Origin of the sequence: Pantoea sp. Lij88 (assembly GCF_030062155.1) — a bacterium.
Lineage (GTDB): Bacteria > Pseudomonadota > Gammaproteobacteria > Enterobacterales > Enterobacteriaceae > Pantoea.
Genome location: NZ_CP118269.1, coordinates 2,809,551 through 2,822,861, shown reverse-complemented (window position 1 = coordinate 2,822,861; position 13,311 = coordinate 2,809,551). Strand labels below are relative to the sequence as shown.

Annotated in this window: 14 protein-coding genes and 1 riboswitch; of the genes, 11 read left to right on the top strand and 3 right to left on the bottom strand. The window is 59.5% G+C overall.

Annotated features, from left to right (window positions below; all coding sequences use genetic code 11):
* The first annotated feature begins 55 nt into the window (after positions 1-55).
* Genes bioB through bioD form a run of 4 tightly spaced genes read left to right on the top strand, consistent with a single transcriptional unit; the run spans position 56 to position 3,645 of the window.
* The gene (gene bioB, locus PU624_RS16990) at positions 56-1,087 is read left to right on the top strand and encodes a biotin synthase BioB (RefSeq protein WP_283545928.1); all 1,032 of its coding nucleotides are present in this window, start codon (positions 56-58) and stop codon (positions 1,085-1,087) included.
* A complete protein-coding gene (bioF, locus tag PU624_RS16985; protein WP_283545927.1) occupies positions 1,087-2,238 on the top strand; it encodes an 8-amino-7-oxononanoate synthase in 1,152 nt (383 codons plus the stop codon). Before bioB ends, bioF begins: the two co-directional genes overlap by 1 nt.
* Positions 2,222-2,977: a malonyl-ACP O-methyltransferase BioC gene (gene bioC, locus PU624_RS16980; protein WP_283545926.1), complete on the top strand. Its 756-nt coding sequence runs from the start codon at positions 2,222-2,224 to the stop codon at positions 2,975-2,977. Before bioF ends, bioC begins: the two co-directional genes overlap by 17 nt.
* Entirely contained in the window at positions 2,974-3,645 is a 672-nt protein-coding gene (gene bioD / locus PU624_RS16975; RefSeq protein WP_283545925.1) for a dethiobiotin synthase, read from the top strand. The genes bioC and bioD overlap by 4 nt, the downstream gene beginning before the upstream one ends.
* A 3-nt stretch (positions 3,646-3,648) precedes the next feature.
* Here the strand turns inward: bioD and PU624_RS16970 are convergent, their stop codons facing one another.
* The gene (locus tag PU624_RS16970) at positions 3,649-4,371 is read right to left on the bottom strand and encodes an ABC transporter ATP-binding protein (protein WP_090962850.1); all 723 of its coding nucleotides are present in this window, start codon (positions 4,369-4,371) and stop codon (positions 3,649-3,651) included.
* Between the two features lie 892 nt (positions 4,372-5,263).
* On the opposite strand from PU624_RS16970, the gene uvrB reads away from it, so the two are divergent.
* Complete coding sequence (gene uvrB / locus PU624_RS16965) at positions 5,264-7,285, top strand: excinuclease ABC subunit UvrB (protein ID WP_283545924.1); 2,022 nt, start codon at positions 5,264-5,266, stop codon at positions 7,283-7,285.
* Here the strand turns inward: uvrB and PU624_RS16960 are convergent.
* The gene (locus PU624_RS16960; protein ID WP_283545923.1) at positions 7,269-8,192 is read right to left on the bottom strand and encodes a gluconeogenesis factor YvcK family protein; all 924 of its coding nucleotides are present in this window, start codon (positions 8,190-8,192) and stop codon (positions 7,269-7,271) included. The genes uvrB and PU624_RS16960 overlap by 17 nt on opposite strands.
* A 204-nt stretch (positions 8,193-8,396) precedes the next feature.
* A riboswitch (molybdenum cofactor riboswitch) is annotated at positions 8,397-8,530 on the top strand.
* Here PU624_RS16960 and moaA point away from each other — a divergent pair.
* The 5 genes from moaA (at position 8,520) to moaE (ending at position 11,216) form a co-directional block, all read left to right on the top strand.
* The gene (gene moaA, locus PU624_RS16955) at positions 8,520-9,506 is read left to right on the top strand and encodes a GTP 3',8-cyclase MoaA (RefSeq protein WP_283545922.1); all 987 of its coding nucleotides are present in this window, start codon (positions 8,520-8,522) and stop codon (positions 9,504-9,506) included. Its footprint overlaps the riboswitch before it by 11 nt.
* A 14-nt stretch (positions 9,507-9,520) precedes the next feature.
* Positions 9,521-10,036 (top strand): molybdenum cofactor biosynthesis protein B, encoded by a 516-nt coding sequence (gene moaB / locus PU624_RS16950; protein WP_283545921.1) that lies wholly within the window; start codon positions 9,521-9,523, stop codon positions 10,034-10,036.
* Positions 10,037-10,038: 2 nt separating this feature from the next.
* Positions 10,039-10,524: a cyclic pyranopterin monophosphate synthase MoaC gene (gene moaC / locus PU624_RS16945; protein WP_283545920.1), complete on the top strand. Its 486-nt coding sequence runs from the start codon at positions 10,039-10,041 to the stop codon at positions 10,522-10,524.
* A complete protein-coding gene (moaD, locus tag PU624_RS16940; protein WP_283545919.1) occupies positions 10,517-10,762 on the top strand; it encodes a molybdopterin synthase sulfur carrier subunit in 246 nt (81 codons plus the stop codon). Before moaC ends, moaD begins: the two co-directional genes overlap by 8 nt.
* Before the next feature lies 1 nt (position 10,763).
* Complete coding sequence (gene moaE, locus PU624_RS16935; RefSeq protein ID WP_283545918.1) at positions 10,764-11,216, top strand: molybdopterin synthase catalytic subunit MoaE; 453 nt, start codon at positions 10,764-10,766, stop codon at positions 11,214-11,216.
* Positions 11,217-11,314: 98 nt separating this feature from the next.
* On the opposite strand, the gene PU624_RS16930 is transcribed toward moaE, so the two are convergent.
* Positions 11,315-12,100, bottom strand: a complete 786-nt coding sequence (locus PU624_RS16930; protein WP_283545917.1) for an OBAP family protein — start codon at positions 12,098-12,100, stop codon at positions 11,315-11,317.
* A 106-nt stretch (positions 12,101-12,206) separates the two neighbouring features.
* Between PU624_RS16930 and PU624_RS16925 the strand changes: the two genes are divergently transcribed.
* Positions 12,207-13,301 (top strand): DUF1615 domain-containing protein, encoded by a 1,095-nt coding sequence (locus PU624_RS16925; protein WP_283545916.1) that lies wholly within the window; start codon positions 12,207-12,209, stop codon positions 13,299-13,301.
* Positions 13,302-13,311 lie beyond the last annotated feature (10 nt).

Here is a 13,311-nt window from a genome sequence, read left to right as displayed (position 1 = left end):
TTTACAAGTATACCCCTGCTTTTCGTCGGGATGACACCCTTTTCTGGAGTAAGTAATGGCTCAACGCTGGACAATTGCACAGGCGCAAGCGCTGTTTGATCAACCTTTTCTCGAACTGATGTTTCAGGCGCAGCAGGTGCATCGTCAGCACTTCGACCCGCGCCAGGTGCAGGTCAGTACCCTGCTGTCGATTAAAACCGGTGCCTGTCCGGAAGATTGTAAATATTGCCCGCAGAGCGCGCGCTACAAGACCGGCCTGGAGTCAGAGCGTCTGATGGAAGTGGAGGAGGTGCTGACCTCCGCGCGTCAGGCCAAAGCCGCCGGTTCGACCCGTTTCTGCATGGGTGCCGCGTGGAAAAACCCGCACGAGCGCGACATGCCTTACCTGGAAAAGATGGTGGAAGGCGTCAAGGCGATGGGAATGGAAACCTGCATGACGCTGGGCACCCTCAGCGATCAACAGGCGCAGCGACTGGCGGGCGCGGGCCTCGATTACTACAACCATAACCTCGACACCTCGCCGGAATTTTACGGCTCCATCATCACCACCCGCAGCTATCAGGAACGTCTGGATACGCTGGGCAAAGTGCGTGACGCTGGGATCAAGGTCTGTTCGGGCGGCATCGTCGGCCTGGGCGAAACCGTGAATGACCGTGCGGGTCTGCTGGTGCAGTTAGCCAACCTGCCGACGCCACCGGAGAGCGTGCCAATCAACATGCTGGTCAAGGTCAAAGGCACGCCGCTGGCGGATAACGATGACGTGGAACCGTTCGATTTTATCCGCACCATCGCGGTGGCGCGCATCATGATGCCGACCTCGCATGTGCGCCTCTCAGCGGGACGCGAGCAGATGAGCGAGCAGACTCAGGCGATGTGCTTTATGGCCGGGGCGAACTCGATATTCTACGGCTGCAAACTGCTGACCACGCCGAATCCGGAAGAGGATAAAGACCGCGTGCTGTTCCGCAAGCTGGGGCTGAACCCGGAGCATACCCACACCCAACATGGCGATCAGCAGCAGGCGCAGCAACTCAGTGAGCAGCTATTCCATGCCGACACTGAACAGTTCTACAACGCGGCGCTGTAATGAGCTGGCAGCAACGACTCCGGCAGGGGCTGGAGCAGCGCCGTGCGGCCGATGGCTGGCGGCAGCGTCGGGTTATTGATGAGCAATCGACCCGCACACTGCAGAGCGGTGGCCGCAGCTATCTCCACTTCTCCAGCAATGACTATCTCGGCTTAACCCGGCATCCGGCAGTAATTGCGGGCTGGCGGCAGGGCGCGGCGCTGACGGGCGCGGGGGCAGGTGCCTCAGGGCACGTCACCGGTTATCACCGTCAGCATGCGGATCTTGAGGCGCAGCTGGCCGACTGGCTCGGCTATGACCGTGCGCTGCTGTTTATCTCCGGCTTTGCCGCCAATCAGGCGGTGATTCATCTGCTGGGCGAAAAAAACGATCGCATCCTGGCCGATAAACTCACTCATGCTTCGCTGCTCGACGCCGCCAGCCACAGCCCGGCGCAGCTGCGACGTTTCAGTCACAACGATCCGGAGAGCCTGGCGACACGTCTCGCCTCACCCTGCGAGGGGGAGACGCTGGTCGTGACCGAGGGGATTTTCAGCATGGATGGCGACAGCGCGCCGCTGGCTGCGCTGGCACATCAGACGCAGCAGGCACAGGGCTGGCTGCTGGTGGATGATGCGCACGGCATCGGCGTGGTGGGTGAGCAGGGGCGCGGCAGCTGCTGGCAGCAGGGGGTTAAACCGGAACTGCTGGTGGTCACCTTTGGCAAAGCCTTTGGCGTCAGCGGTGCCGCGCTGCTGTGCGATGCAGACACCGCCGACTATTTCCTGCAATTCAGCCGTCATCTGATCTACTCCACCGCCATGCCCGCCGCGCAGGCTGTCGCGCTGCAGGCTGCGCTGCAGGCGATCCAGCAGGGTGATGCGCTGCGCCAGCAGCTGCAGCAGAACATTCACCATTTCCGGCGCGGTGCGGCCTCGCTGCCGTGGCAGCTGATGAACTCCACCAGTGCGATTCAGCCGCTGCTGGTGGGCGAAAACAGCGATGCGATGGCGCTCTCTCAGCGGCTGGCGGACGCGGGCTGCTGGGTCAGCGCGATCCGGCCGCCCACCGTGCCGCCGGGAACGGCCCGTCTGCGTATTACCCTGACGGCGGCACATCGCACCGAAGATATCGATCGGTTACTGGAGGTGCTGCATGACGCTGCGGGTTGATAAGCAGGCGGTTGCACGCGCCTTTGGCCGGGCGGCCAGCCATTACGACGCCCATGCTGCGCTGCAACGGCTGAGCGGCGATGCGCTGCTGGCACGCGCACCGGCTCACAGCGGGCTGCAGCTGCTGGATGCTGGATGTGGCACCGGCTGGTACAGCAGGCTGTGGCGCGAACGCGGCAAACAGGTGACGGCACTCGATCTCTCTCCGCAGATGCTGCAACAGGCGCGGGACAACGACGCGGCGCAGCACTACCTGGCGGGCGACATCGACGCACTGCCGCTGGCGGATAACAGCTTTGACCTGGTGTGGAGCAACCTGGCGGTGCAGTGGAGTGAGGATCTGCCCGGCGCGCTGCGCCAGTTCCGGCGGGTGCTGCGGCCCGACGGCACACTGCTGTTTTCCACGCTGGGCGACGGTTCGCTGCAGGAGGTGCATGAGGCCTGGTCCCATCTGGATGCGTTGCCGCACGCCAACCGCTTTCTCAGCGAATCGCAGATTGCAGCGGCCTGCCACGCAGAGCAACTGCGCTGCAGCTCAGAGGTGGTGACCCTGCATTTCCCCGATGCGCTCAGCGCCATGCGATCCCTGAAGGGGATCGGGGCGACCCATCTGCATCAGGGCCGCGACGGGCAGAGAGTCACCCGACAACGGCTTAATCAGTTAGAGGCGCACTGGCCGCGCGATCGGCACGGCTATCGCCTGAGTTACCATTTAATTTACGGAGTCACGCTTTCATGAATCGGTTTTTTATTACCGGCACCGACACCGAAGTCGGGAAAACGGTTGCCAGCGGCGCACTGTTGCAGGCGGCCACCGCAGCGGGCTTTCGCAGTGCGGGCTATAAGCCGGTGGCGTCAGGATGTGAGATGACGCCAGAGGGGATCCGTAACAGCGATGCGCTGGCCCTGCAGCGCTTCAGCAGCGTGCCGCTAAGCTATCAGCAGGTGAACCCGCTGGCGTTTATGGAGCCGACCTCGCCGCACATCGTCAGCGCGGAAGAGGGCAGGCCGATTACGCATCTGGCGCTGTCGGCGGGTCTGGCGGCGCTGGAACCGCTGGCAGACTGGATTCTGGTCGAGGGCGCGGGCGGCTGGTACACCCCGCTGTCAGAGACGCACACCTACGCGGACTGGGTGGTCAGCGAAAAGCTGCCTGTGATTCTGGTGGTGGGAATAAAGCTCGGCTGCATCAATCACGCGATGCTCACCGCCGAGGCGGTGCGGGCGCGCGGCCTGCCATTGGTGGGCTGGATCGCCAACACGGTCGAACCGCCGGGTAAACGCTATCAGGAATATCTCACCAGCCTGAAAAACCGACTGCCTGCGCCCTGTCTGGGCACGATTCCGTACCTCACCGATGCGGCGCAGCAGGCGTCCTGTGGGCAGTATCTGACGTTGCCGGAGTAAGTCTCAGGCGACCGTCAGCCATTTATCGACGGTGTGATCATCCAGCTGCTCCATGCTGCCCTGCGCCACATTGCGGCCGCGGTGCAGCAGCAGGAAATAGTCCGCCACGCGACGGATCAGCGACAGGCGCTGCTCCAGCAGCAGGATGGTCAGCCCGTAGTCGAGGTTAAGGCGGCGGATCAGGTTGCCCATCTCCTCTTCCAGCCACGGCGACATCCCGTCGGTCGGCTCATCCAGAATCAGCAGTTTGGGCTGCAGCACCAGCGCGCGCGCCAGGGCCAGCTGTTGCTGCTGATCGATCGGCAAATCGCCGCTGCGCTGCTGGCGCAGTGAGTAGAGCGCCGGGAACAGATCGAACACCATTTCGGGAATAGCGCGATGGCGATCGCGCTGGCTGGCGCCCGCCAGCAACGCAATCAGCAGGTTATCTTCCACGCTCATCTGGGTGAAAATATGGCGGCCCTGCGGCACATAGCCAATTCCCATCTGCGCCCGCTGCTCTGCCGGTTGCAGCAGCAGATCTTCCGGCGGGGAACCGTCCTCTTTCCAGGAGATCGAGCCGCTGTTAATCGGCAGTCTGCCCATGATGCAGTTCACCAGCGTGGTTTTTCCCATACCAGGGCGGCCCAGAACGCCGGTGCAGGTGCCAGGCGACAGATCCAGGTCCACATCCCACAGAATATGGTTTTGACCATAAAATTGATTTACCGAACGTAGACTCAGCATCTGACACTCTCCTTCCCGATCATTAGCCTGATTGCATCCGCTCTCTGTCGTCTGGCAAACAAGTCATCAGCAACGGCAGCCTCGCCATTGCAGCACAGTGCGCGTGACGCGCGGTGACGCCAGTGAGTCCTGCAATTCCCAGGCCAGATCTAAAAACGGACCTGATTTCTGCCGGAATGCGGGATTTCAGGGCTAAAAGGTGAGAAAAACTTATCAATTCTCCACGGTGGTCACGACGCTGCACTTTTGCAGTGCCTCAGGGCGCTGTTTCTGGTGCAGACGTGCTGTGAAGAGGCAACAACTCTGATTAAGAATCGTAGTGGAATGGCGGAAATTTGCGCACTGCGCCAGGCGACAGATTAAAAATGCAGAATATTCCGTCAGCAGCCGCTGCGAAATTTAACGCAAAAAAAATTATTTTCACGGTGAGGGAAGGGCAGGGAAAAATTATACACAGCTGATGGCGGCGGGGCTGCCATCACTTATCCACCATTCCTGTGGATAACCTTGTGCATTAGGTAATGAAAACCAGTTGGAAGCGAGGAAATACGCGGCCTGGTAACATAATGACGAGAATCTGGCCTTATAGGCTTAAATCAATAAAATCAGTTGGTTATCAAAAAACAAGCCTGCGAATTATCTGTCAGGTAACCGAACTGTAATTTTGTGACGGTCTATTGACAAATGTTAAATCTGATCCCTGCCTGGGGATAACATTGCGCAACGACCTTTGCACCCGTGTGACCCGATTGCAGGGGTGAAAAGTACCCTGGTGCTGGCGTTAACAGTGCATCATTACTGTTTTTATATCCAGTATTATTTTCTGGCAAAATCACCATAGCAGAGTAAAATAAGTGCCTGCCCGCCGACTTCTCCAGCAGGAACCGCATTCATGACCAAAGCTTTTAAACTGAATTCCGCCTTTAAACCTTCTGGCGACCAGCCTGAGGCGATTCGTCGCCTGGAAGAGGGGCTGGAGGATGGACTGGCCCATCAGACCTTATTAGGCGTAACCGGCTCCGGGAAAACCTTTACCGTCGCCAACGTCATTGCCGACCTCAATCGCCCGACGATGGTGCTGGCACCGAACAAGACGCTGGCTGCCCAGCTCTACGGCGAGATGAAAGAATTTTTCCCGGATAATGCCGTCGAGTTTTTCGTCTCTTACTACGATTACTATCAGCCTGAAGCCTATGTCCCGAGCTCCGATACCTTTATCGAAAAGGATGCGTCGGTGAACGAACACATCGAACAGATGCGTCTGTCGGCCACCAAGGCGCTGCTTGAGCGGCGCGACGTTATCGTGGTGGCGTCGGTGTCGGCGATCTACGGTCTGGGCGATCCCGATCTCTATCTCAAAATGATGCTCCACCTGACCCGCGGCATGATCATCGATCAGCGCAGCATTCTGCGCCGCCTGTCAGAGCTGCAATATACCCGCAACGATCAGGCGTTCCAGCGCGGCACCTTCCGCGTGCGTGGCGAAGTGATCGATATCTTCCCGGCAGAGTCGGACGATATTGCGCTGCGCGTCGAGCTGTTTGACGAAGAGGTTGAGCGTCTGTCGCTGTTTGACCCGCTGACCGGCCAGATTGATTCGGTGGTGCCGCGCTTTACCATCTACCCCAAGACGCACTACGTAACGCCGCGTGAGCGTATTCTGCAGGCGATGGAAGATATCAAAGTGGAGCTGGCGGACCGTCGCCGGGTGCTGCTGGAGAACAATAAGCTGCTGGAAGAGCAGCGTATTACCCAGCGTACCCAGTTTGACCTGGAGATGATGAGTGAGCTGGGCTACTGCTCCGGCATCGAGAACTACTCGCGCTACCTCTCCGCACGCGGACCGGGCGAAGCACCGCCAACGCTGTTTGACTATCTGCCCGCTGATGGCCTGCTGGTGGTGGATGAGTCGCACGTCACCATTCCGCAGATTGGCGGCATGTACAAAGGCGACCGGGCGCGTAAAGAGACGCTGGTGGAGTATGGCTTCCGCCTGCCGTCGGCGCTGGACAACCGCCCGATGAAGTTTGAAGAGTTCGAGGCGCTGGCACCGCAGACCATCTATGTCTCCGCGACGCCGGGCAAATATGAGCTGGAAAAATCGGGCGATGAAGTGGTCGATCAGGTGGTGCGTCCTACCGGCCTGCTGGATCCGATTATCGAAGTGCGTCCGGTCGGTACTCAGGTCGACGATCTGCTGTCGGAAATCCGTAAGCGCGTGGAGATCAACGAACGTGTGCTGGTGACGGTGCTGACCAAACGTATGGCGGAAGATCTCACCGAATATCTCTCTGAGCATGGCGAGAAGGTGCGTTATCTGCACTCCGACATCGACACCGTAGAGCGTATGGAGATTATCCGCGACTTACGTCTGGGTGAGTTTGATGTGCTGGTGGGCATCAACTTACTGCGTGAGGGGCTGGATATGCCGGAAGTGTCGCTGGTGGCGATTCTGGATGCGGATAAAGAGGGCTTCCTGCGTTCCGAACGATCGCTGATTCAGACCATCGGTCGTGCGGCACGTAACATCAACGGTAAGGCGATTCTCTATGGCGATAAAATTACGCCGTCAATGGCCCGCGCCATTGAAGAGACCGAGCGCCGCCGCGAGAAACAGCAGCTGCACAACGAACAGAACGGCATTGTGCCGCAGGGCCTGAATAAGAAGATCACCGATATTCTGGAACTGGGCAAAAACGTGGTGAAAACCCGTGGCAAAGCGAAACCGGCACGTCCTGGCGAAGCTCAGGCGCTGGCCGATTTCCAGCTGTTAACGCCGCAGGCGCTGCAGAAGAAAATTCACGAGCTGGAAGGGCAGATGCAGCAGCACGCACAGAACCTTGAGTTCGAACAGGCGGCCAACGTGCGCGATCAGCTGCATGAGCTGCGGACGCTGTTTATTGCGGCCTCGTAGCGCCGTCAAAGCCCTGAATGGCGTGTTCCAGCGCCACCCGTAACAGCTGGCGGTCGTGACGATATTTGATGTCGGCGGCCTCCAGCGGTTCACGGACAATCAGCCGGTTTTCAATGCCCTCTGTCGCCACTGACGGACCAACCACCACCGCATCAATGACCCGCTTGCCGATATAACGCTCCATCATCTGAAGCTTGTCGGCCACCGAGAGACTGGCGGCGGCGGGGCTAAGTTCGCGGCCCAGATTGCCGATAAACACCATCGTGGCTGGCGTGCGACGGAGTGCCTGCGCCATCTCTTCCATCAGCAGAATCGGCATCAGGCTGGTGTAAAAGCTGCCGGGTCCTATCAGGATCAGATCCGCTTCGCCAATGGCCTGCAGCGCTTCCCGCGTGGGCTGCACGTTGGGATGCAGCATCAGCTCCTGCGGCGGTTGTTTCATCTCGTCAATCGCGGTTTCGCCGTAAACCATATTGCCTTCGGCATCCATCGCCACCAGATCTACCGGCTGCTCGGACATCGGGATTAAAAAGGCATCCACTTTCAGGAGGTTACGGATAATGTTGATCGCTTCCAGCGGACGGACGCTGAGATGGTCCAGCGCCCGCAGCATCAGGTTACCGAGGTTGTGTCCGGCCAGTTCGCCGTTACCGGCAAAACGGTACTCGAACATCGCTGAGGCGACGCTGGGTTCTGCAATCAGCTGGTTAAGGCAGTTACGCATATCGCCCCAGGCGATGCCGCCTTCGGAGCGGCGAATACGGCCGGTTGATCCGCCGTTGTCGGTGGTGGTGACAATACCGGTGAGGCGCGAGCCCAGCGGGGAAAGGGCAGACATCACGCGGCCTAAACCGTGTCCGCCTCCCAGTGCCACAACGCGATCAAGATCGGCCAGTGTGCGATTCATACTTCTCCTTAATAACCGTTCGCGTGGCGAGGCTCTAAACGCTAAGCCCGCGCCGATGACTTACGTCAAAATCTGGATCGCATTTTAACGTATCCTGTCGCGAAAATGCGGTGAAAGTTCGATATGTATAAGAATATATAGCGAAAAGAGCAAATGGAAGAGTGGCGAAATACACGCTACCATCATGCTTACCGCGCTGACCAACGGGTCAGCGTACACTCAAGCCTGAATGCCTAAGTCTGCGGATAGGGGGTTCAGGCCGTAGCCATCGAGCTGCCAGGGTGCAGGAAGAAATGACTGCATCTCCCAATCTGGAAAGGTGTTCTGGTGTCACAATTTACTGATGCATACGCGCGTAAGTTCTATTACCTGCGCCTGTCGGTCACGGATGTCTGTAATTTCCGTTGTACCTACTGCTTGCCTGACGGCTACAAGCCGCAGGGAATTCAAAACAAAAGTTTTCTCTCACTGGATGAAATCCGCCGTGTCACGCGGGCCTTCGCTGCTGCCGGCACCGAAAAAGTGCGGCTGACCGGCGGTGAGCCGTCGCTGCGCCGTGATTTCACCGACATCATTGCGGCGGTGCGTGAAAACGCCTCTATCCGCCAGATCGCAGTCACGACCAACGGCTACCGGCTGGCGCGCGACGTGAAACAGTGGCGCGATGCAGGTCTGACCGCGCTCAACGTCAGCGTCGACAGTCTGGATGCCCGTCAGTTTCACGCTATTACCGGTCAGGATAAATTCCATCAGGTGATGAGCGGTATTGATGCGGCGCTGGATGCCGGTTTCCGTCAGGTCAAAGTCAACAGCGTCCTGATGCGCGATCTCAACAGCCGTAATCTGGCCACGTTCCTCGACTGGATCCGTACCCGCCCGATCCAACTGCGCTTTATTGAACTGATGGAGACCGGCGACGGCGGCACGCTGTTCCGCGATCAGCACGTTTCCGGCATGGTGATCCGCGATCAACTCATCGCCCAGGGCTGGCAGCGTCGCGAAAGCGGACGCAGCGACGGCCCGGCGCAGGTCTTTTATCATCCCGACTATGTCGGCGAAATTGGCCTGATCATGCCTTATGCCAAAGATTTCTGTGCCAGCTGCAACCGTCTGCGCGTCTCGGCGCATGGCAATCTGCACCTGTGCCTGTTTGGTGACGGCGGTGTGCCGCTGCGCGACCTGCTGGCGTCCGATGAGCAGCAGGCCGAACTGCAGGCGCGCATTGCCAGCAGCCTGGGGCAGAAGAAGCAGACGCACTTCCTGCATCAGGGCAACACCGGCATCACACAGAATCTCTCTTACATTGGCGGCTAATTTCAGGAGGCAGTATGGGTAAACCAGCCAGCGAATTTCAGGCATTGCAGATTGCGGTGATGACGGTGTCAGACCGTCGCGATGCCAGCAACGATACCTCCGGCGACTATCTGCGTGAGGCGGCTGCGGAAGCGGGTCATGACGTGGTCGATCACGCCATCGTGCCGGATAACCTCTACCGCATTCGCGCCACCGTGTCGCGCTGGATCGCCAGTGAAGATGTCCAGGTGGTGATCATTAATGGCGGCACCGGCTTTAACCTGAAAAACAGCACGCCGGAAGCGCTGCTGCCGCTGTTCGATCGCGAGATTGACGGGTTCGGCGAACTGTTCCGGATGGTTTCCTATGAAGAGATTGGCGGTTCCACGCTGCAGTCGCGCGCCGTTGCCGGTCTGGCTAACGGGACGCTGATTCTGGCCGTGCCGGGTTCAACCAGCGCCTGCCGCACCGCCTGGGAGCGGATTATCGCTGACCAGCTTGATGCGCGCACCGCGCCCTGTAATTTTGTCTCACACCTGAAGAAACGGTAAGTATGTCTCAACTCACACACATTAACGCCGCGGGCGAAGCACACATGGTGGATGTCTCCGCCAAGGCTGAAACCGTGCGCGAAGCGCGGGCAGAAGTGCTGGTGCTGATGCAGCCGGAAACGCTGCAGATGATTATGGAAGGCAGCCACCATAAAGGGGATGTCTTCGCCACGGCGCGCATCGCCGGGATCCAGGCGGCGAAGCGCACCTGGGAGCTGATTCCGCTCTGTCATCCGCTGATGCTGAGCAAAGTGGAAGTGAACCTGGAAGCGGAACCGGACCATAGCCGGGTTCGCATCACCACGCTCTGTCGCCTGACCGGTAAAACCGGCGTCGAGATGGAAGCGCTGACGGCCGCCTCGGTTGCCGCCCTGACCATCTATGACATGTGCAAAGCCGTGCAGAAAGATATCGTCATCGATCAGCTACGTTTAATCAGCAAGAGCGGCGGTAAAAGCGGCGATTTCCAGGCGGTTGCAAATGATTAAGGTGCTGTTTTTCGCTCAGGTGCGGGAGCTGACCGGCACCGCATCGCTTGAGGTGGGGGCTGATTATCCGGATGTGGCCGCGCTGCGGAGTGCGCTGGCCGAACGCGACGACCGCTGGGCGCTGGCGCTGGCGTCAGGCAAGCTGCTGGCGGCGGTGAACCAGACGCTGGTGCCGATGAGTCACCCGCTGCACGCCGGTGATGAAGTGGCCTTTTTCCCGCCCGTGACCGGAGGCTGAGATGGAAACGCAGATTCGCGTCGGCCCCGCGCCCTTTGATATGGCGGAAGCCTATCGCTGGCTGGCGGCCTGTGATGAAGATGGTGCGGTGGTGACCTTTACCGGCAAAGTCCGCAACCATAATCTGGGTGATAACGTGGCGGCGCTGACGCTGGAGCACTATCCCGGCATGACCGAAAAAGCGCTGCGGGAGATTGTGGATGCGGCACGCGAACGCTGGCCGCTGCAGCGCGTCACGGTGATTCACCGCGTCGGCGAGCTGTTTCCCGGCGATGAGATCGTGCTGGTGGGCGTCACCAGCGCCCATCGTGGCAGCGCCTTTTCTGCCGCCGGGTTCATCATGGATTACCTGAAAACCCGCGCGCCGTTCTGGAAGCGCGAAGCGACAGAGCAGGGCGATCGCTGGGTGGATGCCCGCGACAGCGATCACCAGGCTGCTCAGCGCTGGGACTAAGCCGGCGTGTTCAACGCAGCGGGCCGGAGGGGTTCCGCCCGCTGCGTCTTCTCTGAACATCCACACGTTACTGCCTGCAAGTCCGCGCTTTACACCGCTTAAGGCTGCTTCAGCTGCTCCGCCGGGCCAAAGCCGGTCTGGCCGTGGCTGTGTTCACCGCCACCATTGGTGCGCTTCAGCTGAATCACCTGGCCCTGCTGCCAGGCGTTAGCACCCGGAGCCGCCGGATGCGCCACAATATCCGCCCGCTCGGCACGGATCTGTTTGCTGTCGACGTCAAAACGGCGATCGCGATCCGCCAGCAGTCGTGAATCCATCTGACCATCCGCTGTAAAGCCCATCATCAGCGCCGGAATGCCAATCGGCAGGGTTTTGTCGCGGTCGGTGTGCCAGGTGTGCCAGGTTTTCCCGTAAGTGTTCGCGATGCGCGTCATCAGGGCATGGTCGGCGGCGGCGGGTAAGCCTGGCGCAATCAGCGTGCCCGATTTCACCTCATACTGATGGCTGTGCCACAGCTTCTTCTCTTCGGGCGGCAGGGTCTTAAACAGCCGTTCGCTGATAATGTACTCCACGCCCATCAGCCGCGCGTCGCGCGTGTTGCCGTCGTAAATCACCGCCTGCATCACATCGTCGTTCAGCACGGTGACATAGTGATGCGCCTCCATCTGACCGTTCTTGTCGCCGTTATAAAAATGGAAGCCATCGAGATAGGTGTTGATGGCGTCGATAGGCGGACGTGACTGCATCACGCTGGCGCCGGTCTCCAGCACCTTCAGTGAGGAGGAGGTGGGCGCGCCCGGTGACTGCACCTGGGCAGGGGTATTATTGGCGCCGCAGCCGGTTAATAACAGGCTGAACGCCGCAACAGGCCAGAGTTTAAACATCGTAAGTTCCTTTAACGTTAAAAAAGGTAACCTTAGTTCAGTTCTCTCCTGCCTGTGAAACTCTGGCAATGGTAGAGTAGGGCTTTGGTTCATTCTGAGGACAGGCATGTCATCCACCCCGATTCTGCAACGTCTGACACTGGTCGCCGCGCTGGTGCTGGCGGGTTGTAGCAGCAAGAAAACCCCTGAGGCGCCGGTGCGGCAGCCTGAAGATGTCAAAGCGCAGATCCAGCGGCTGCTGCCGTCGCACGTCAGCAATAAAGCGGCGTGGAGCGACGACATCTACACCACCTTCCGTACGCAGCAGATCGATCCCAGCGCCAGTAACCTCTGTGCGGTGATCGCCGTGGCGGATCAGGAGAGCAACTTCAGCGCCGAGGCCGCCGTGCCGGGCCTTCCGAAAATCGCCTGGGGTGAGATCAACCGCCGTGCGGCGCAGGTGCATGTTCCGGCCTTCCTGGTGCGCACCGCGCTGCTGATCAAATCGCCGACCGGAGAAAGCTACGCGGCCCGTCTGGACAAGGTACGCAGTGAAAAAGATCTCAGCGCCATCTTCGATGACCTGATCGATATGGTGCCGATGGGCCAGACGCTGTTCGGCAATCTCAACCCGATCCACACCGGCGGACCGATGCAGGTCAGCATTGCGTTTGCCGAAGCCCACGCCAAAGGCTACCCGTGGCCGATTGATGGCACCATCCGGCGCGAAGTCTTTACCCGTCACGGGGGGATCTACTTCGGGACGATGCACCTGCTTGGCTACCCGGCAGACTACAGCCAGCCGCTCTACCGCTTTGCCGATTACAATGCGGGCTGGTACGCCAGCCGCAACGCAGCGTTCCAGGCGGCGGTGTCACGCGCTACCGGCATGAAGCTGGCGCTGGATGGCGATCTGATTCTTTACGGATCGGATGCGGCGGGCGGCACCGAACTGGCGGTGCGCACGCTGTCGAAGCAGATCGACATGAGCAACAGCGATATCCGCCGCGATCTGGAGAAAGGAGAGAAAGAGTCGTTCAGCGACAGCGAGCTCTGGAAACAGGTCTTTACCCTGGCGGATAAAATGGCCGGTCGTAAGCTACCGCGTGAAATGCTGCCGGGCATCAAGCTGGAAAGCCCGAAAATTACCCGTAATCTCACCACGGCGTGGTTTGCGCAGCGCGTCGATAGCCGTTATCAGCAGTGTCTGTCGCGGCGTTAAGCGGCATGTT